The 18,618-nt window shown below is 61.3% G+C and carries 15 protein-coding genes; 6 read left to right on the plus strand and 9 right to left on the minus strand.

Annotated elements, in window-relative coordinates; genetic code table 11:
* Nucleotides 1–11: 11 nt before the first annotated feature.
* Together Q7W83_RS15965 and Q7W83_RS15970 are read right to left on the minus strand one after the other, a co-directional pair.
* Nucleotides 12–932: a LysR family transcriptional regulator gene (locus tag Q7W83_RS15965; RefSeq protein ID WP_150634176.1), complete on the minus strand. Its 921-nt coding sequence runs from the start codon at nt 930–932 to the stop codon at nt 12–14.
* A 32-nt stretch (nt 933–964) separates the two neighbouring features.
* Nucleotides 965–1,948, minus strand: a complete 984-nt coding sequence (locus Q7W83_RS15970) for an MBL fold metallo-hydrolase (protein ID WP_473656332.1) — start codon at nt 1,946–1,948, stop codon at nt 965–967.
* Between the two features lie 210 nt (nt 1,949–2,158).
* Between Q7W83_RS15970 and Q7W83_RS15975 the strand changes: the two genes are divergently transcribed.
* Nucleotides 2,159–2,575, plus strand: a complete 417-nt coding sequence (locus Q7W83_RS15975) for a helix-turn-helix domain-containing protein (protein WP_150634178.1) — start codon at nt 2,159–2,161, stop codon at nt 2,573–2,575.
* A 170-nt stretch (nt 2,576–2,745) separates the two neighbouring features.
* Here the strand turns inward: Q7W83_RS15975 and Q7W83_RS15980 are convergent, their stop codons facing one another.
* The 3 genes from Q7W83_RS15980 to Q7W83_RS15990 all read right to left on the minus strand — a co-directional run bounded on the left by Q7W83_RS15980 (nt 2,746) and on the right by Q7W83_RS15990 (nt 5,692).
* Nucleotides 2,746–4,188, minus strand: coding sequence for a catalase (locus tag Q7W83_RS15980; protein ID WP_318182900.1), 1,443 nt, complete (start codon nt 4,186–4,188; stop codon nt 2,746–2,748).
* A 72-nt stretch (nt 4,189–4,260) separates the two neighbouring features.
* The gene (locus tag Q7W83_RS15985; RefSeq protein ID WP_150634180.1) at nt 4,261–5,085 is read right to left on the minus strand and encodes an alpha/beta fold hydrolase; all 825 of its coding nucleotides are present in this window, start codon (nt 5,083–5,085) and stop codon (nt 4,261–4,263) included.
* A gap of 31 nt (nt 5,086–5,116) precedes the next feature.
* A complete protein-coding gene (locus Q7W83_RS15990; RefSeq protein WP_150634181.1) occupies nt 5,117–5,692 on the minus strand; it encodes a flavodoxin family protein in 576 nt (191 codons plus the stop codon).
* A gap of 311 nt (nt 5,693–6,003) precedes the next feature.
* Here Q7W83_RS15990 and Q7W83_RS15995 point away from each other — a divergent pair, with 311 nt between their 5' ends.
* On the plus strand, nt 6,004–8,808 hold the full coding sequence (locus Q7W83_RS15995; protein WP_150654694.1) for an ATP-binding protein: 2,805 nt from the start codon (nt 6,004–6,006) through the stop codon (nt 8,806–8,808).
* Here Q7W83_RS15995 and Q7W83_RS16000 read toward each other — a convergent pair.
* Nucleotides 8,773–10,257 carry an ATP-binding protein gene (locus Q7W83_RS16000; protein ID WP_150637173.1) on the minus strand — a complete coding sequence of 495 codons (1,485 nt, stop codon included), beginning with the start codon at nt 10,255–10,257 and terminating at the stop codon, nt 8,773–8,775. The genes Q7W83_RS15995 and Q7W83_RS16000 overlap by 36 nt on opposite strands.
* Before the next feature lie 178 nt (nt 10,258–10,435).
* The gene (locus Q7W83_RS16005; protein WP_150634184.1) at nt 10,436–11,386 is read right to left on the minus strand and encodes a GlxA family transcriptional regulator; all 951 of its coding nucleotides are present in this window, start codon (nt 11,384–11,386) and stop codon (nt 10,436–10,438) included.
* Nucleotides 11,387–11,649: 263 nt separating this feature from the next.
* Between Q7W83_RS16005 and Q7W83_RS16010 the strand changes: the two genes are divergently transcribed.
* Nucleotides 11,650–12,372: a pirin family protein gene (locus tag Q7W83_RS16010; RefSeq protein WP_150634185.1), complete on the plus strand. Its 723-nt coding sequence runs from the start codon at nt 11,650–11,652 to the stop codon at nt 12,370–12,372.
* Nucleotides 12,373–12,478: 106 nt separating this feature from the next.
* On the opposite strand, the gene Q7W83_RS16015 is transcribed toward Q7W83_RS16010, so the two are convergent.
* Nucleotides 12,479–13,354, minus strand: a complete 876-nt coding sequence (locus Q7W83_RS16015; RefSeq protein ID WP_458377262.1) for a LysR family transcriptional regulator — start codon at nt 13,352–13,354, stop codon at nt 12,479–12,481.
* A 112-nt stretch (nt 13,355–13,466) separates the two neighbouring features.
* On the opposite strand from Q7W83_RS16015, the gene Q7W83_RS16020 reads away from it, so the two are divergent.
* The 3 genes from Q7W83_RS16020 to Q7W83_RS16030 all read left to right on the plus strand — a co-directional run bounded on the left by Q7W83_RS16020 (nt 13,467) and on the right by Q7W83_RS16030 (nt 16,833).
* Nucleotides 13,467–14,678, plus strand: coding sequence for a YbfB/YjiJ family MFS transporter (locus Q7W83_RS16020; RefSeq protein ID WP_473656333.1), 1,212 nt, complete (start codon nt 13,467–13,469; stop codon nt 14,676–14,678).
* Between the two features lie 57 nt (nt 14,679–14,735).
* A complete protein-coding gene (locus Q7W83_RS16025; protein WP_458377260.1) occupies nt 14,736–15,734 on the plus strand; it encodes an NAD(P)H-quinone oxidoreductase in 999 nt (332 codons plus the stop codon).
* Nucleotides 15,735–15,876: 142 nt separating this feature from the next.
* Nucleotides 15,877–16,833, plus strand: a complete 957-nt coding sequence (locus tag Q7W83_RS16030; RefSeq protein ID WP_473656334.1) for an alpha/beta hydrolase — start codon at nt 15,877–15,879, stop codon at nt 16,831–16,833.
* Between the two features lie 3 nt (nt 16,834–16,836).
* Here Q7W83_RS16030 and Q7W83_RS16035 read toward each other — a convergent pair.
* The coding region (locus Q7W83_RS16035; RefSeq protein WP_473656335.1) for an ABC transporter ATP-binding protein at nt 16,837–18,618 on the minus strand (1,782 nt) is incomplete at its 5' end.

The following is an 18,618-nucleotide window of genomic DNA, read 5'->3' on the forward strand; positions in this document are numbered from 1 at the left end:
GGCCGCCACGTTCAAGCCGAGATAGGCAAAGGCCTCGACATGAACTCACTGATTCGCGACCGCAACCACCGCTCGGCCGGATCATTATCATGCACCCCGCTCCACGCCATCGAAAGCTGCGCGGCATCGATGGGAAACGGCGGATCCTCCGCCCGCAACGCACACCCCTCAACCAGGGCACATGCCGCATAATCCGGCACCGTCGCAATCATCTCAGTGCCGGCGAGCAACGCGCGCAAACCGCTGAACTGCGGCACACCCAATACCACACGACGGCTGCGGCCGACCTTGGCCAGATCCAGATCGATATTGCCGCTCAAGTCGCCGGAAAACGACACCATCGCATGGGGACGCTCGCAGTATTCATCCAGCGTCAGCAATCCCGGGCGCTTATCCCCGCGCAGCACCTTGCAGGGAATGTCGCGCAACTTCTTGCACTTGGCATTCGCCGGCAGATCCGTGGTGTAACTCACCCCCACAGAGATCTCTCCCGAGGCCAGCAATGCCGGCATCAGCAGATAGTTGGCCCGGCGCACCACCACCACGATCCCCGGCGCCTCCTCTTGCAGTTGCCGCAATAACGGTGGAAACAAGCCGAACTCGGCATCGTCGGACAGCCCGATGCGAAACACATCGCAGCTGGTCGTCGGATCGAATTCTTTAGCTCGGCTGACCGCTCCGGAAATCACATCCATCGCCGGCTGCAGCTCTTTGAGAATCGCCAGCGCCCGCCCGGTCGGCTCCATGCCGCGGCCATTACGCAACAGCAACGGATCGTCAAACAGATCCCGTAACCGACCCAACGCCGCACTCACCGCCGGTTGGCCCATGAACAATTTCTCAGCCACCCGGGTCAGGTTCTTCTCGAACATCAAGGCCTCGAAAATAACCAACAGGTTCATGTCGACGCGGCGCAGATCGTTACGGTTCATAGGCTCGGTTCCCCTTGTGAATGCGTCGGACTTTACTCGATCAGCGGCACTTTCGCCGCACGTTTATAGGGACCGTATTCGACCGGCACCCATTGGAAATGCTTACCCTCTGCGGCGATGTGGCCGATGCCCGGAAACGGCAAGTGCGCCGCCGTCACCCAGGTTTTGCTGACGGCTGCATCGCTGAACACCTTGGCGCGGCTCTTGATTGCTTGCTGGCTGTTGACGTCAAAGCCGATCGAGACTTCCGGGTGCAAGAACTGCACCGCGAGGTTATGCACCAGATCGCCCATGAACAGGATGCTCTGCCCCTGCGAAGTAAAACGGTACGTGGTGCTGCCCGGTGTGTGTCCAGCTTCCAGCGTGGCTTCGACGCCCGGTACAGGCGACTGACCGGCGTCGAACGTTTTAAAGCGACCTGCCGCGACGTACGGCGCCGTGGAGTCCTGGGCGATTTTGAAATACGGTTTGGCACCCTCGGGAGCCTTGGCGAGGGCCTGAGGATCGAGCCAGTAATCGGCTTCGGCCTTCGCGGCGTAGACCGTGGCGTTGGCGAACACCGGTTTCTGCTGGCCGTCGACCAGCCCGCATACATGGTCCAGGTGCAGGTGGGTCAACAGAATCGTGTCGACTTGCGAAGGTTCGTACCCGGCGGCTTTCATGTTGTCCGAGAGCATGCCCGCCGTCGCCCCGATGCACTGGCCGGCGCCGGTGTCCACCAGAATCAGTTGTTTGCCGGTGTTGATCAGAAAAGCGTTGAACGCAGTCTGCACCCCCGGCGTTTCAATCGAACGACGGGCCAGCAGCGCGCGAATCTGGCTTTGGGTCAGGCCCTTGAGCAGTTTGGGCGACAGGTCGTTGTAACCATCGAACAGTGCGGTCACCTCAAAATCGCCTACGGCCAATCGAAAGTAGCCGGGCACTTGCGAGCCAACTTGTGCCGGTGCCTGAGCCGAGGAACTGCCGGACGCCAGCGCCATCGCGAGGCCCAACGCGCAAACCAGAGAATGTTTCATGCCTTCACCCTTGATCGAATCGCAAAAGCGGCCCTGCACAGATCCGCCAATTGACATCAATCATGCACGGCCCCCCGTCCTGAAAATTGCAGCAATGTGCTGAGTTGGCACGGTTGTCCTTAACTGCGCGCAGAGGAAATTAACAACGTTTAACTCGCCTGCCAGAGCGCTCGCGCCCAAGAATGACGTTCACCGACACGGACATTTGTCATGGCACATTCTCAGCAAAACGTCGCCTGCGCGACCGTCACTGAAACGCCAAAAAAAATCACGGGTGGCCTGACCCCGTGGCGCGAAAGCCTGGCCAAGCAACTGATCCTCGAGCATCTTGGTGAAACCATAGAAGTGACCGAACTGGCCCGCGCCTGCGCGCTCTCGCGAAGTCATTTTTCACGCGCGTTCAAGTGCAGCACCGGCCTCTCGCCCCAGGACTGGATTCGCCACCAGCGCATCGTCCGGGCCAAGCAACTGATCCGGAGCACCGACCTGAGCCTCACGCAGATCAGCCTCGAATGCGGCTTCTGCGATCAGGCGCACTTCTGCCACATCTTCACCCGCAGCGAAGGCATCAACCCGTTCGCCTGGCGCTGCCGCGCCGTGCGCGCTCTTCCACGCACAACCCTGTAGGAGCCCGGTTTGCCGGCGATGGCGATTTCTCGGGCGCCATCGCTGGCAAGCCCGCTCCCACAGGGTTGTGGGGTGTTCGGAATAGTGAATTGACACAAAACCTGCAGGAGCCCGGCTTGCCGGCGATGGCGATTTCTCGGACGCCATCGCTGGCAAGCCAGCCGCCTTTTTTACCTTAGCGGCACCAACCGCTCCAACGCTTCGGCCACGCCAAACCCGTACGCCGGATCGGCCTTGGTGCAGTTGTCGATATGGCGCTGGCGGATCGCCTGCGGCACGCCGTTCATGGCGCGTGCGGTGTTGTCGAACAGCAACTGCTTGCGCACCGGGTCGAGCAAGCGGAACAGGTTGCCCGGCTGTTCGTAATGATCCTCTTCCAACCGATGATCATAGTGCTGTGCAAAGCCTTCCAGCGGCAGCGGCGGCTCGGCCAGTTCCGGCGAGTCCTGCCATTCACCGACGCTGTTAGGGAAGTAACTGGCGGTGCCGCCAAGGTTGCCGTCGGTGCGCATGGCGCCGTCGCGGTGGTAGCTGTGTGCCGGGCAGCGCGGCGCATTGACCGGGATGTGATTGAAGTTCACACCAAGGCGATAGCGCTGGGCATCGCCGTAGGAAAACAGCCGCGCCTGGAGCATGCGGTCCGGCGAGAAGCTCACGCCCGGCACCACATTGGCCGGCGAAAACGCTGCCTGTTCGATTTCGGCGAAGTGGTTTTCGGCGTTGCGATTGAGCTCCATGATGCCCACTTCAATCAGTGGAAACTCGCCGTGCGGCCAGACCTTGGTCAAGTCGAACGGGTTGTGCCGATAGTTCAGCGCCTGCGCTTCTTCCATCACCTGAATGCACAATTTCCAGCGCGGGAAATTGCCCTGCTCGATGACTTCGTAAAGATCGCGCAGATTGCTTTCGCGGTCCTTGCCGACCACCGCTTCGGCTTCGGCGTCCGAGAGGTTTTCGATGCCTTGCTGGCAGACAAAATGAAACTTCACCCACACCCGTTTGTTATCGCGGTCGATCAGGCTGAAGGTGTGACTGCCGAAGCCGTGCATGTGGCGGAAACTGGTGGGGATCCCGCGATCGCTCATCACGATGGTCACCTGGTGCAGCGCCTCGGGCAGCAGGGTCCAGAAATCCCAGTTGCTGGTGGCGTTGCGCAGGCCAGTGCGTGGGTCACGTTTGACCACGTGGTTGAGGTCGGAGAAACGCAGGGGGTCGCGGAAGAAAAACACCGGCGTGTTGTTGCCGACAATGTCCCAGTTGCCTTCATCGGTATAGAACTTCACCGCGAAGCCACGGATATCACGCTCGGCATCCGCCGCACCGCGTTCGCCGGCCACCGAGGAAAAACGCACGAACAGCGGCGTTTCCTTGCCCACCGAGCTGAAGATGCTGGCTTTTGTATAACGAGTGATGTCATGGGTGACCGTGAAGGTGCCATAGGCGCCCGCACCTTTGGCGTGCATGCGCCGTTCCGGGATCAGTTCGCGGTCAAAGTGCGCGAGTTTTTCCAGCAACCAGATGTCTTGTAAAAGCGCCGGCCCACGAGGGCCGGCGGTTTGGATATTGAGGTTGTCGACCACCGGTGCCCCGGTGGCGTTGGTCAGCTTTTTCATGGTCATGTTCTCGAAGAATTCGGCTCATCAGGAGCAAAAACGGCGCGGATCTGCGCCCGCGCCGAGGGCACATCAACCCTTGAGGAACGCCAGCAGGTCAGCGTTGAGCTGATCCTTGTGGGTGTCAGTCAAACCATGGGGCGCGCCGGGGTAGACCTTCAGCGTAGAACCTTTCACCAGTTTTGCCGAAGCAATGCCAGCGGCCTCGATCGGCACCACCTGGTCCGCATCGCCGTGCACTACCAACGTGGGAATGTCGAACTTCTTCAGGTCTTCAGTGAAGTCGGTTTCGGAGAACGCCTTGATGCAGTCATAAGCGTTCTTGTGGCCGGAGGTCATGCCTTGCATCCAGAACCAGTCGATCATGCCTTGTGACGGTTTCGCGTCAGGTTTGTTGAAGCCGAAGAACGGACCGCTGGCGAGGTCGATGTACAGCTGCGAACGGTCGACCAGGGACGCCTGACGAATACCGTCGAACACTTCGATCGGCAGGCCACCGGGATTGGCTTCGGTCTTGAGCATCAGGGGCGGCACCGAGGAAATCAGCCCGGCCTTGGCCACCCGGCCAGTGCCGTGACGACCGATGTAGCGCGCCACTTCGCCACCACCGGTGGAGAAACCGAACAGCACGGCGTCTTTCAGGTCCAGCAACTCGATCAATTGCGCCAGGTCATCGGCGTAGGTGTCCATGTCGTTGCCGGTCCACGGCTGACTGGAGCGGCCGTGGCCACGACGGTCGTGAGCGATCACCCGGTAGCCTTTGGAGGCGAGGAAGATCATCTGCGATTCCCAACTGTCGGCGTTCAGCGGCCAACCGTGGCTGAAAACGATGGGCTGACCGGTGCCCCAGTCTTTGTAGTAGATCTCGGTGCCGTCTCGGGTAGTGAACGTGCTCATGCGATGTCTCCTTAGCGAGGGTTGGGGTGATTCAAACCGGTGAGTGGCTCAGGCGTTCAGCCAGCCGCGCCACGCGTTCGCCCAGGTGCGCGGCGGTGCAGCGGTCTTCGGCGGGCGGTGCGAATTCGGGGGACTGTTCGACATTCGACTGCGCCATGGCGCCCAGCGAACTGCCGAGGCGGTTGAGTTGCCCGTCGAACACGCCGGTGCCGGAACGTGCCGGCAGCAGGTCGAGGCCGACCCAGATCATTGAGTGCTGCGCGGCGAACACCGCCATTTGCAGCAACGTGTTGAGTTTGTCGCCACACAGACAACCGGAATTGGTGAAGCCTGCCGCCAGTTTGTCGCGCCAGGGCTGGGCCAGGTAAAACGCTGCGGTGGCTTCCATGAAGCCTTTGAACGATGCCGAGGCACTGCCCATGTAGGTCGGAGCGCCGAAGATGATCGCGTCGGCATCGTGCAATCGGTCCCAGTGCTGATCCACGTCCTCAACCGAAATCAGCTGGCAAGTACTGCCCAGGTGCCGTTCCACACCTTTAGCCACGGCTTCAGCCATGACCCGGGTGTGCCCGTAGCCACTGTGATAGACCACCACCACGTTGCTCATTGCGGCGTCCTCATGACACATAAATCCCTTTTCAACACTCACACTTTTGGGAGTTGCAGTGTCAGAGTTTTGGGCGTAGACCGGACGCAGGACGAGTTAAACGTTGTTAATTTTCCCTGGTGCACCAAATGCCCCGGCAACGTCTTTGAGAGCGTCGTACCCAATAAATACGCAACTCATGACCTCTCTCGGGAAACCGCCAGTCCAGGCCAACACCCGAAAGTCACCGCGCCACGCATTGCACTGACGAACAAACCTGACGAATATGCTCGGAAACCGCGTTCCAGACGGCTGCAAGCAGGAGTGACCCGTTGACCCTTTCCCCCGTACAGGCCATCCATTTCGGCCCCTACCGGATCTATCCCGGACAACGCCTGGTGATGGAGGCCGACCAGCCCCTGCGCCTGGGTCGTCGGGCCATGGACATTCTGTTGATCCTTCTGGAACACGCCGGAAATGTGGTCAGCAAACAGGAACTGATCGCCGGGGTCTGGCCCAAAAGCGTAGTCGAAGACATCAATCTGCGGGTGCACATGGCGGCATTGCGCAAAGCCCTCGGCGACGGCCAGGCCGGCCAGCGATACATCGTCACCGTGGCCCAACGCGGCTACAGTTTTGTAGCGCCGTATTCGTTGGAGCACATCGAGCAACTTCCAGCGAATGAAGCCCCCACGCCCAGCGGCCACAACCTGCCGGTGCGTCGCACACGCATGATCGGTCGCCAGCCCCTCATCGACAGCCTGGTGCTCCAGTTGTCACGCCAGCGTTTCATCACGCTGGTCGGCTCCGGCGGCATCGGCAAAACCACCGTGGCCCTGCGAGTCGCCGAACAACTGATCGGGCGCTACCGCGATGGCATACGTCTGCTGGACCTGGCGCCGATCAACGATCCATTGATGGTCGCCGCGCATCTGGCGACGCTGCTCGAACTGTCGCTGCACGACGCCGATCCGATGAACGACCTCGCCACTTTTTTGCGCGACCGGCAGATGCTGCTGGTGATCGACAACTGCGAACACCTGCTCGACGCCATTGCCCAGTTGAGCGAAAACATCCTGCGTGCCGCGCCCGACGTGCACATTCTGGCCACCAGCCGCGAGAGCTTGCGGGCCGAGGGCGAATTTGTTCAGCGTCTCGAGTCACTGGACTGCCCGCCGCCCATCGCCGTGCTCGACCGCGCGCAGGCCCTGAGCTTTTCCGCCTTGCAGTTGTTTGTCGAACGGGCGATGGCCAGCCACGACAGTTTTGAATTGAGCGATGACGAGCTGCCGCTGGTGATTGAAATCTGCCGGCGCCTGGACGGTATTCCGCTGGCGATTGAATTGGCGGCGGCGCAAGTCGGCGGCCTCGGCGTGAGCGGATTGCTCACGCAACTGCAAGGCAGTTTTCGCCTGCTCACCCAGGGCTGTCAGACCACCTTGGGTCGCCATCAAACCTTGCGCGCCACGCTGGATTGGAGCTTCGAACTGCTGAGCCCCTGCGAGCAAACCTGCCTGCGTCGACTGGGCGTGTTCAGGGGTGGCTTCACCCTGGAGTCAGCAGCGGCAGTGATCGTCGGCGAACATATCGAACCTTGTGAGGTGTTTGGCTCGATCACACAATTGGTGGCCAAGTCGCTGCTGAATGTCGAGGTCGGCGACGAAGAAGTGTTCTACCGTCTGCTCGACACCACCCGCAGCTATGCCCTGGAAAAACTCGACCAGGCCGCAGACCTGCCGGGCACCCGCGAACGCCACGCCGAGCGTTGCCTGGCCTTGATGCATCAGGCCCAGCAGGACTGGGAGCTGATCGCGACGGCGACGTGGATCGAGCGTTATGCACGCAGCCTCGAAGATCTTCGCGCGGCCCTCGATTGGGGCTTGAACGCTCAAGGGCCGCAGGCATTGGCGATCCGCCTGGTTGCGACGTCGACACCGCTCTGGCAGGAAATGTCGCTGCTCAAGGAGCACGGCGTGTATGTGCGCAAAGCACTGGCCCTGCTGGACGCCGCACCCGAGCCCTGCCCTCGGCTGAAAATGGCCCTCAAACTGGCCCTCGGAAGCTCCTGCTACCACACCCAGGGCGGCACGGCGGAAACGGTCGAGGCCTTCGTCAGCGCCAGAACGCTGGCCAGACAGTGCAACGACCTGGCCGGTCAGTTGCGGGCGGTTTCCGGGCACATGGCGGTCAACCTCAGTTGCGCCAACTATCAAATGGCCCTGGAGCAGAGCCATCAGTTCGACCGGTTGGGGCTGCACGGCGACGCGGTGTTGTCCCTCAGCACGCACCGCTTACGAGTACTGGCGCTGCACTTTGCCGGGGATCAGGGCCAGGCACGGGTGAATGCCGAAGAGGTGCTCCAGCGCATGGCCCAGAGTGGACACCTCAACCGCTTCACCCACGGTTTTGGCGTGCAGTACGACCAGAGCGTCGCCGCCCTGACCATTCTGGCGCGCATCCTCTGGCTGCAGGGCCGGCCGGAACAAGCATGGCGCACCGCCCGGCAGGCGCTGGACATCGCGATTCAGATCAACCACGGCACGTCCATCTGCTACACCCTGGCGCTGGCCGGTTGCCTGATCGCCCACTACAACGGCGACACCCGCACCGCGCGCAAACTCCTGCACCTGCTGCTGGAACAAGCGCAAAAACACTCGGTGCTGCTGTTCTACACCTGGGCCATGCACTATGCACAGGTGATCGACCACACCGAGGTGCGCTCGTCCCTGCTGCCGGGCGTCGGGTTGATCAAAGACATCATGGTGACGCTGGACACCGGTTTCGTCGATGACGCCTTGCTGCTGCGGGCGGACACCGGCACGGCTGGCTGGAGCACGGCGGAAATTCTGCGAGCCAGGGCTGAAACGCTGCTGGCGCAAGAGTGCCCTTTGAACACCGAGGCGGCCGAGGCCGTGTTGATCAGGGCGTTGAACGTGGCCAACCATCAGGGCGCCCTCGCCTGGGAACTGCGCAGCGCCACTTCGCTGGCACAGCTTTGGCAACGTCAGGGCCGGCACCGGCAAGCCCATACGCTGCTCGCGCCGATCTATAACCGGTTCACCGAAGGGTTTGCCACGCCGGACCTGACGAAAGTCCGCCGGTTACTCGACGAGCTGCAGCGTCACCTGCCCGCTTGATACCCAGCGCGCCCGGCTGATGTAGCGGGCGTAACGCATTTCAACAGTGCGCAATTCACCACTGCCCTCGAGTTTCTCCAGAGCGTAGGTGCGGGTGGTGTTGAGGAAACGGTAGCGGGCCAGGCCGCTGCCCTGCTCCAGCGACAGCAATGATTTGAGCGCCAGACTTTCCACCCCTTCAATCAGCCGGGCAGGCAGCAACGCCGCGCAACTGATCACCCCGATCGCGGCGTCCAGCGTAAAAGCCATCTTGAACACCGACAGGCGCTGCAACACGGTTTGCTCCAGCGGACTCAACTGTTCATAGCTCCAGTCCAGCGCCGCTTTCAAGGTTTGATGCCGGGGCACGGCGGTGCGCCGGCCCTGAGTCAGCAGCTGAAAACAGTTATTCAATTGAGCTTGCACGCCCACCAGCGCCAACGCATCAATCTGTGCCGCCGCCAGTTCGATGGCCAGGGGCAAACCATCGAGCCGGCGACAGATTTCGCGCACAACCTTGAGGTCGTGTTCGCGCAGCACAAACCCTTGCTGACGAGCACGGGCTCGGCTGACGAACAACTGCACCGCCGAATAACCCATGGCTTCGGCCACACTGTTCAGCGCCGACGCCGGTGGCACCGCCAGTGGCGGCAAACGCTGGACCGTTTCCCCCTGCGCCTGGAGCGGTTCGCGACTGGTCACCAGGATCGACAGGCGTGGCGCCGCCATCAGCAAGTCCTCGACCAGTGTCCGGCAACGTTCGAGCAGGTGCTCGCAATTGTCGAGCACCAACAACGCATGACGTTGCGCCCATGTTTCCAGGTTGGTTCCGACGTCCAGTTCAAGCTTGCGGGTCAGATGATCGACCACCTGCGCGGGGTCATCGATCATCGCCAGATCCACCAGCCAGACGCCATCCTGATAATGCTGCAAGAGCAATTCGGCCACGCGCAAGGCCACGGTGGTCTTGCCGATGCCGCCGGGGCCGGTCAGGGTCATGAGGCGCCGAACCGGCAACTGGCGAACCAGACTGCCGACCATTGAGTCGCGTCCGGTCACCGGCGTCAGTCGTGCGGGCAGGTTGTGCTGAGTTTTCTGAACGGTTTCAATCGAGGCCAGCGTACTCGCCGGTACCCGCTGCACAGCCGCGATAAAGCTGTAACCGCGCTGGGGAATGTTGACGATGTAGCGCTGTCCGTTCTGCCCGTCGCCCAAGGCGCGACGCAGCGCGGCGATGTGCACGCGCAGGTTGATTTCCTCGACCACCGACGTCGGCCAGACGAGGGCGATGAGCTCGTCCTTGCTGACCACGTTGCCCGCGCGCTGGACCAGCACCTGCAGAATATCCAGGGCCCGCCCGCCCATGCGCAATGGCTGATCCCCGTCGAGGATCAGCCGTTGCCGCAGGTGGAACGCGTAAGGGCCGAATCGCAGCACCGCTTCGCTGTTCAAATCTCTGACGCTGTTCATACACGTCCACGTGCGCAAACCCGGGGCCGCTCAACGGATTGTCATTTCCATTGCGCGCCAGACTCGCGCACCTCCATTGCAAAGAGTTCACGGGTATCTTCGCAGGCCTCGGTAACAGAACAACTGCCACGGAGGGAGCGTCACGGCCATCACGGTGCGCACAACGGACAAAAAGGCTCTAGCTGAACTGTTCGCGGTACTGGGACGGGGTCAACCCGAGTTTTTCACTGAACAGAAACCGCATGTGCCGCACACTGCCAAAGCCACTTTTGAAGGCCACTGTCTTGAGCGGCAAGTCACTGGTTTCCAAAAGGTTTCTCGCACAGTCGATGCGTGCGCTCTGGAGAAACTCCATCGGTGTCATGTTCACTTCCCGGGCGAACACCCTGGCGAAATGACGTGGACTCATGGTGGCCAGGCCGGCCATGCGTTCAATGTTGAAGGCCTCGTCGAGATGCTCAAGCACATAATTCTGCACGCGCGTCACCGGCGTTTCGTGGGGTTCTACAGTCGCCATCAACGGGCTGAATTGCGCTTGCCCGCCCTGACGCTTCATCACCACCAGCAACACTTTGGCCACGTCCTGGGCGACTTTCTTGCCATGGTCTTCGGCAACCACCGCGAGTGCCAGGTCGATGCCGGCGGTGACGCCTCCGGAGGTGATGAGGTTGCGGTCCTGGACGTAAATCTGATCGGTCTCCACTGTCGCCTTCGGGAAGCCCTTGATCAGCCGTTCGGTGTAGTGCCAGTGGGTGGTGACACGGTAGCCGTCAATCAGGCCGGCATGCCCGAGCACGAAGGCGCCGGTGCAGATCGAGCCATAACGTTCGGCCCGTTTCACCGCACCTTTGAGCCAGCCGAGCAACGGCGGGTGTTTTTCGTTGTAGGCCCCCGGTCCACCCGGCACCAGCAACAGGTCATACGCCTGGTCCGCCTGATCGATGTGCACATCGGCCTGCACGCTGACACCGTTGGAGGCACGCAGCGCGCTGTGCTCGGTGCCGATGGTCGACAACTCGTAACGCTCGGCCGGGTCGAGATAACGATTGGCGATGGAAAACACCTCCATGGGCCCGGCCATGTCGAGCAGGAGAAAGTCAGGGAACAGCACCATTGCCACGGTTTTCATGGGTTCAAAATCACTGAAATCAAAAAAGAATACTGGCCATACACATAACCCTGTAGAAGCCGGCTTGCCGGCTCCTACAAGTTTATGTGCACGGCATGAAGTCTGTGCTTTGCATTATGGCCAAATGCGGCGCTAACAGCCTGCCTATTATTGTCAACCTGAAAGGGACAGTATTTCAATTTCCATCTACTTATTGCACAAAAGGATAAACATTAACCTTCTCCTCACTCGGACGAATCAACGTCCCCACAGGAGATTTCATCATGCTGACCCTTCGCAAAGCTTCCGATCGCGGCGCGGCCAATCACGGTTGGTTGAAGTCGTTCCATACCTTTTCCTTCGCCAACTACCGCAACCCCAAAGAGCAGGGTTTTTCCGACCTGCTGGTGATCAACGATGACCGCGTCGCGGCCGGTAAAGGCTTTGGCCAACACCCGCACCGCGACATGGAGATTTTCTCCTACGTGCTCGAAGGTGCCCTGGAACACAAGGACACCCTGGGCACCGGTTCGGTGATTCGCCCCGGTGACGTGCAACTGATGAGTGCCGGTAGCGGCGTGGCACACAGCGAGTACAACCACTCGGCGACCCGTGGCGTGCACTTCCTGCAAATCTGGATCGTGCCGGATGTCAGCGGCGCCAAACCGCGCTATCAGCAAGAGCATTTCAGCCCGCAGAAAAAACGCGGGCGTCTGCAACTGATCATCTCCCCCGAGGGGAAAAACGGTTCGCTGAAGGTGCGTCAGGATGTACGGGTGTATGCCGGCCTGATCGACGGCAAGGAAAGCGCCACGCTGGAACTGGCCGCCAATCGTTATGCCTACGTGCATGTGGCACGCGGCAGCGTCGAACTCAACGGCCTGCAATTGCAGGAAGGCGATGGCGTGCGGGTTCGCGATGAACAGTTGCTGACCTTGAACAATGGCGCGGAGGCCGAAGTGCTGGTGTTTGACCTGAGGCCTCAGGAACTGCCGGAAATGCCGTAATCTTGTGTGAAGAAATCGCCACCTCGCTTCGCTCGACAGTGTCTACAGGCCCACGCAAATCCTTGCAGGTGCTGTCGAGCGAAGCGAGGCGGTGATCTTTGAGCCGTTACTCGCCAGTCCCCGCAAACCCCGCAACAATCTCATCGATTACTACCCGCACCCTCGCGGTATGTCGCAAGTCCGCGTGTGTCACCAGCCACACGTCATACGGCACCGGTCGCGTGCGCTCCGGCCACAGCCTGACCAGCCCGTCGCGCTCGCCCATGTACACCGGAATCTCCCCCAGCCCGATCCCCGCCGCAATCGCCCGGCGCACCAGCAGCCCCGAACTCAGGCTCGAGACGATGCGCCCGCGCCCCAGCGGTTCCGAGACCAGCGTAATGTCCTTGTTGCCCTGCAAATACGGCTGATACACCACCAGATCATGCCCCTCGAACGCTGAACCCGGCGCCGGTACGCCATGGGCCTCCACATAGTCACGGGACGCGAACAGGCCCACCGGCCAACGCGCGATGCGTCGGGCGATCAGGTCAGGGTTATCCGGCCGGGTGTTGCGCACGGCGATGTCGGCTTCGCGTTTCGACAGGCTCAGAATCTGCGTCGAGGCGTCCAGTTGCACTCGCACATCGGGGTGCTGTGCATGCAAGCGGGCAATCGCCGGAATCAGGAAATCGATGGCCATGGAGTCCGTGGTACTGACCCGAACGATACCGGTCAGTCGATCATCGAGCCCCTGAATCTGGCGCTGCAACTCCAGAGCGGAATGCTCCATTTTTTCCGCGGCTTTCAACGCCGCTTCACCGACGGCTGTCAGCGCGTAACCCTCCGAGGTGCGCAGAAACAGCGTCGCACTCAGGGACTTTTCCAGCGCCGTGATCCGTCGACCGACGGTGGCCTGATCGACCCCCAGCACCCGCGCCGCGCCGCGCAACGTCGACTCCCGGCATACGGCCAAAAACACCCTGGTGTCATCCCAGTTCATACGATCCTCCACTGCTGCATATACGCATCACGATAACGCATAATCGCTGCGTTATTGCATCAATGAATCTGGATAAGCTGGGCACCATAGATAAACCTACAGGATGGCTCCCATGCTCAGCACCTCACCCCCCTCACGCAGCGCGATCTGGCTGCCGATTTTCGCCGGCCTCTGCGCCAGCCTGGTCAGCATCGGCCTGGCGCGGTTCGCCTACACGCCGCTGATTCCCTCGTTGATTCAGGCGCACTGGTTTTCCGCCAGCGACGTGGTGTACCTCGGCGCCGCCAACCTGGTGGGTTACCTGATTGGCGCGTTGATTGGCCATCCGCTGGCCCGCCGAACCTCCAACAAAAGCGCCCTGCGCCTGATGATGGTGGCGGTGACGCTGTCGTTTTTCGCGTGCGGCTTTCCGTTATCGGTAAGCTGGTTCTTCGGCTGGCGCCTGCTGTCGGGCGTCGCCGGCGGCGCGATCATGGTGTTGGTGGCCGCGACCGTGTTGCCGCACGTGCCAGCATCGCGCCGCGGGCTGGCCAGTGGTGCGATTTTTCTGGGCATCGGTTTGGGCATCGCCGGATCGGGAACCATTGTGCCGCCACTGTTGAGCCTGGGCTTGCAGAACACCTGGTTCGGTCTCGGCGCACTGGCATGGGTGCTGACGGCCGCCAGTTGGTTCGGTTGGCCGTCAGCCACGCCAGCGGCCATCGCTGCACCGTCCGCCGTACCATCGACGATGCCGACTGATCCGAACGTTTACCTGTTGTTCGCCCAATACGCGTTCATGGCTGCCGGGCTCGTACCCGCCATGGTGTTTCTGGTGGATTACGTCGCCCGTGGGCTCGGGGCAGGCGCGCATATTGGCGCGCTCATCTGGGTGATGTACGGCCTTGGCGCGATTATCGGGCCGGTGAGTTACGGTTTTCTGGCCGACAAACTGGGCGCACGGTTGAGCATTCGTCTGGTGCTGGCAGTGCAGGCAGTGGCGGTCGGTTTGCTGTCGATTTCCAGTTCCTTCACCGCGCTGGCCTTGCTGGCGGTGATCCTCGGCTCGTTCCCTCCAGGCATCGTGCCACTGGCGCTGGCCCGGGTTCACGAGCTGATCCCGAACCATCATCAGCAGCAGATTGCCTGGAGTCGCGCCACCGTGTCGTTCGCCACGTTCCAGGCGATTGCCGGGTTTGCCTATTCGGCGCTGTTCAATTCCAGCGGCGGGCATCACGCTCTGTTATTCATCATCGCGGCGGGGGCCATTGTCGTCGCCCTGCTGTTGGAACAGGGTATGCGCTTGCTCAATCGTCGCAACCGACTGCAACCTGTATTGAGCTGAGTCGCCGACGGCTTGACGCGGTCCCACTTACTGAACATTCCCAGACAGGACACTCAGATGAATCTGCCCCAAACCATGACCCTGATCGAAATCACCGAACCCGGCGGCCCGGAGGTGTTAAAGCCACGTCAGGAACCCGTACCAACCCCGGGGCCGGGCGAGGTGCTGATTCGCGTGCACGCCGCCGGGGTCAATCGCCCCGACGTGATTCAACGGGCCGGCAAGTACCCGATGAAACTCGGCATGAGCCCGATCCCGGGTCTGGAAGTGGCCGGCGAAGTGGTGGCGGTCGGTAAAGGTGTCAGCGAATTTATCGTCGGCGACAACGTCTGCGCGCTGACTAACGGCGGCGGTTACGCACAATACTGCGTCGCGCCGGCCAGCCAGACGCTGCCGATTCCTCAAGGCATGGATTGGGTACACGCGGCGGCGGTCCCGGAAACCTTCTTCACGGTGTGGGCCAACCTGTTTGACATGGGCGGCGCCAGCAAAGGTCAGCGCGCATTGATTCACGGCGGCACCAGCGGCATCGGTACGACCGCCTTGATGCTGTGTCGCGAATTCGGCGTCAAGGCCTTCGCCACGGCAGGCAGCGAGGAGAAGTGCGCGGCGATCCGCACGTTGGGCGCCGAAGCGATCAACTATCGCGATCAGGATTTCGCCCAGGTCATCCAGGAGAAAACCGCCGGCAAAGGCGTCAATGTCATTCTCGACATCATGGGCGGCTCGTACCTGAATTCGAACATCGCGGCGCTGGGCATGGAAGGTCGACTGGTGATGTTGGGCTTTCTTGGCGGCGCCCACGCCAAGGACGTCGATCTGATGGCAATCATGAGTAAACGCGCCATCGTGACAGGCTCGTTGCTGCGCCCACGGACCGTGGAAGAAAAAGCCTCGATCGCCGAGCAGCTACGCGAGTATGTCTGGCCTGTGCTCGCCGCCGGGCGCTGTCTGCCGATGATCGACAAGGTGTATCCATTGGCCGAGGCGGCACAGGCTCATGCGCGGATGGAGGGTGGCGAGCACATTGGAAAAATTGTGTTGCGGGTGGATTGATCTGCAATTGGAGCAACACCGCCCCCTGTAGGAGCAAGCTTGCTCATACAGGGGGATTTGGTGAACGACTGTCGAATTGTTTCCCGGCGCCAACTCGCTTCTGTTAAAAACCGAACTTCAGTTTTTACCGGTGGATCACCCGATGCCCTCCTCCCTGCTCACACGCCTGCGCCGACGCTGGCTGCCCTTGCTGTGCATGGTCGCGCTGATTATCGGCCTGCCGGTGAGTTGCGGCGTACTTGAGCACACCGAGCGCGAGCTGCTGTTCCGTATCGAACCGGGCACGGCGGGCTGGTATCGCGGTTTGCCGAAGGACGTTCAAGAGTTCGACATCAAGCCCGTCAACTTCAAAGGCGGGCAGAACCTGCACGCCTGGTGGTGGCCGGCCGTACGCCGGGATGCGCCGTCGATTCTCTATCTGCACGGTGTGCGCTGGAACCTCACCGGCCAGGCGTTTCGCATCGAACAATTGCGTGCCATGGGCTATTCCGTATTGGCCATCGACTACCGCGGGTTTGGCCAGAGCAAAGGCGATCTGCCGTCGGAAGCCAGCGTGTATGAAGACGCGCGAGCCGCCTGGGAACGCTTCACAACGATGCAACCGGACGCCAGCAAGCGCCTGATCTATGGCCATTCCCTCGGAGGTGCGGTAGCCATCGACCTCGCAGCAGACTTGGCCGCACAGGCGAAAAAGGACCATGTTCCCGTCCCCGTGCGCGGCCTGGTGATCGAATCCACGTTCACGTCACTGGGTGATGCCGTGGCGCAAGTGGCCGAAAGCAACCTGCCGGTGAAATGGCTGCCGGTACGCTGGCTGCTGTCGCAGAAATTCGATTCCATCGACAAGATCGTCGACATCGACATGCCGTTGCTGGTGGTGCATGGCCTGGCCGATACATTCATGCCCTCGCGATTCAGCCAGCAATTGTTCAACGCCGCCAGCGAACCCAAGCACCTGTTGTTGGTGCCGGGTGGCACGCACAACAACAGCATGAGCCTTGGCGGCACCCAGTATCGGCAGGCACTTGAAGGTCTGATGAAAGTAAAACCGCCACAAATGGCCGGGCAGGCGCTGTCTCGCGGTTCTCAGGACTCCTGACAATTAGCGATAACCTTGCGCCTGCAAGTTGAACAATTGTGCATAACGCCCGCCCGCGGCCACCAGACTGGCGTGATCACCGCGCTCAAGGATCGCGCCCTGATCCAGCACGATGATGTGGTCGGCATTGCGCACGCTGGAAAAACGGTGGGAAATCAGCAGCGTCATGCGGCCTTCGGTCTGCTCGCTGAAATGCTCGAACACCGCCGCTTCCGCCGCCGGGTCGAGGGCTGAGGTCGGCTCATCCAGAATCAGGATATCGGCATCACGGCGCATGTAAGCGCGGGACAAGGCGATCTTCTGCCATTGACCGCCGGACAGTTCCTGCCCGCCGGCGAACCAGCGACCCAACTGCGTTGCATAGCCGCGATCCAGACGCTCGATGAAAGGCCCGGCCATGCCCTCGGCGGCGGCCGCCTGCCAACGCTGTTCATCGTTGAACGCCAGGGTGTCACCGACGCCGATGTTCTCGCCCACGGAGAACTGGTAGCGAATATAGTCCTGGAAAATCACGCCGATGCGCCGGCGCAGCGCATCTTCTTCCCACGTCTGCAAATCGCTGCCGTCCAGCAGGATGCGGCCCTGATCGGGACGGTACAGACGGGTCAGCAACTTGATCAGGGTGGTCTTGCCCGAACCGTTCTCCCCCACCAGCGCCACGCTGTGTCCCGGCACGAGATGCAGATCGATACCTTCCAGCGCCGCGCGACTCGCACCCGGATAGCGGAACCCGACGTTCTCGAACCGCAGACCATCGCCGGGCAGCGCCCCCACTTTCAGGCTGCCCGTGTCGGCCGCCACGGGCTCGGCCAGGTATTCGTAGAGGCTCGACAGATATAGCCCGTCTTCGTAAAGACCACTGATGGCGCTCAAGCTGCTGCTCACAGCCGTCTGCCCCTGCTTGAACAGCACCAGGTACATGGTCATCTGGCCGAGGGTGATGCTGCCGTGGACGGTGTCGACCACCACCCACGCATAGGCCAGATAAAACGCCCCCGTGCCCAGCAATCCCAGCACAAAGCCCCAGCCATCGCGGCGCAAGGTCAGCCGACGGTCTTCAGCGTAAAGACGCGCGAACGTGTCGCGATAACGCTTCAGCAGCAGCGGCGCGAAGCCGAACAGTTTGACCTCTTTGATGTAGCCCTCGTGGGACAGCAGCGTCTCGATGTAATTCTGCTGCCGACTCTCCGGTGCACGACGGGTGAACAGCCTGAACGCATCCCCGGAAAAATGCGCTTCGGCAAAAAATACCGGTAGTGCGCCGACCACCAACAGCACCAGCGCCCACGGCGAAAAATGCACCAGCAACACACCGAAACTGATCAGCACGATCAGGTTCTGGATCAGCCCCAGCGACTTCATCACCAGCGCCAGTGGCCGGGTCGACGCTTCGCGCCGCACTCGCACCAGCTTGTCGTAGAACTCGGAATTCTCGAATTGCACCAGCGACAACGTCTGGGCCTTCTCCAGAATCATCGTGTTGACCTTCTGCCCCAACTGCACTCGCAACAGCGATTGCTGAACCGACAGCGCTCGTTGAGTCCCGGACAGCAACGCGAGCACACCGGCTTCGAACAGCACGTAACGCACCACCGGCCACAACGGCGCACTGCCCTCTTGTGCATGCAATTGCATGGCGAAAACCACGGCATCGACAATGCGCTGGCCAAGCCAGGCAGCCAATGCCGGGAGTACACCCGCGATCAGGGTCGCCAGCACCAGGCCCAGAAACAACCCGCGAGAAGTGGCCCAGACCAGGAGCAAGGCGCGTCTGGCCTGATCGAG

This window comes from Pseudomonas sp. 300 (assembly GCF_055803035.1).

Bases quoted from the DNA above. Each gene is read 5' to 3' on its own strand.
- Q7W83_RS16030 (WP_473656334.1), top strand. From the start codon at position 15,877: ATGCCCTCCTCCCTGCTCACACGCCTGCGCCGACGCTGGCTGCCCTTG.
- Q7W83_RS15985 (WP_150634180.1), bottom strand. From the start codon at position 5,085: ATGAGCACGTTCACTACCCGAGACGGCACCGAGATCTACTACAAAGAC.
- Q7W83_RS15990 (WP_150634181.1), bottom strand. From the start codon at position 5,692: ATGAGCAACGTGGTGGTGGTCTATCACAGTGGCTACGGGCACACCCGG.
- Q7W83_RS16015 (WP_458377262.1), bottom strand. From the start codon at position 13,354: ATGAACTGGGATGACACCAGGGTGTTTTTGGCCGTATGCCGGGAGTCG.
- Q7W83_RS16025 (WP_458377260.1), top strand. From the start codon at position 14,736: ATGAATCTGCCCCAAACCATGACCCTGATCGAAATCACCGAACCCGGC.
- Q7W83_RS15975 (WP_150634178.1), top strand. From the start codon at position 2,159: ATGGCACATTCTCAGCAAAACGTCGCCTGCGCGACCGTCACTGAAACG.
- Q7W83_RS15965 (WP_150634176.1), bottom strand. From the start codon at position 932: ATGAACCGTAACGATCTGCGCCGCGTCGACATGAACCTGTTGGTTATT.
- Q7W83_RS16005 (WP_150634184.1), bottom strand. From the start codon at position 11,386: ATGAAAACCGTGGCAATGGTGCTGTTCCCTGACTTTCTCCTGCTCGAC.
- Q7W83_RS16010 (WP_150634185.1), top strand. From the start codon at position 11,650: ATGCTGACCCTTCGCAAAGCTTCCGATCGCGGCGCGGCCAATCACGGT.
- Q7W83_RS15970 (WP_473656332.1), bottom strand. From the start codon at position 1,948: ATGAAACATTCTCTGGTTTGCGCGTTGGGCCTCGCGATGGCGCTGGCG.
- Q7W83_RS16000 (WP_150637173.1), bottom strand. From the start codon at position 10,257: ATGAACAGCGTCAGAGATTTGAACAGCGAAGCGGTGCTGCGATTCGGC.
- Q7W83_RS15980 (WP_318182900.1), bottom strand. From the start codon at position 4,188: ATGAAAAAGCTGACCAACGCCACCGGGGCACCGGTGGTCGACAACCTC.
- Q7W83_RS16020 (WP_473656333.1), top strand. From the start codon at position 13,467: ATGCTCAGCACCTCACCCCCCTCACGCAGCGCGATCTGGCTGCCGATT.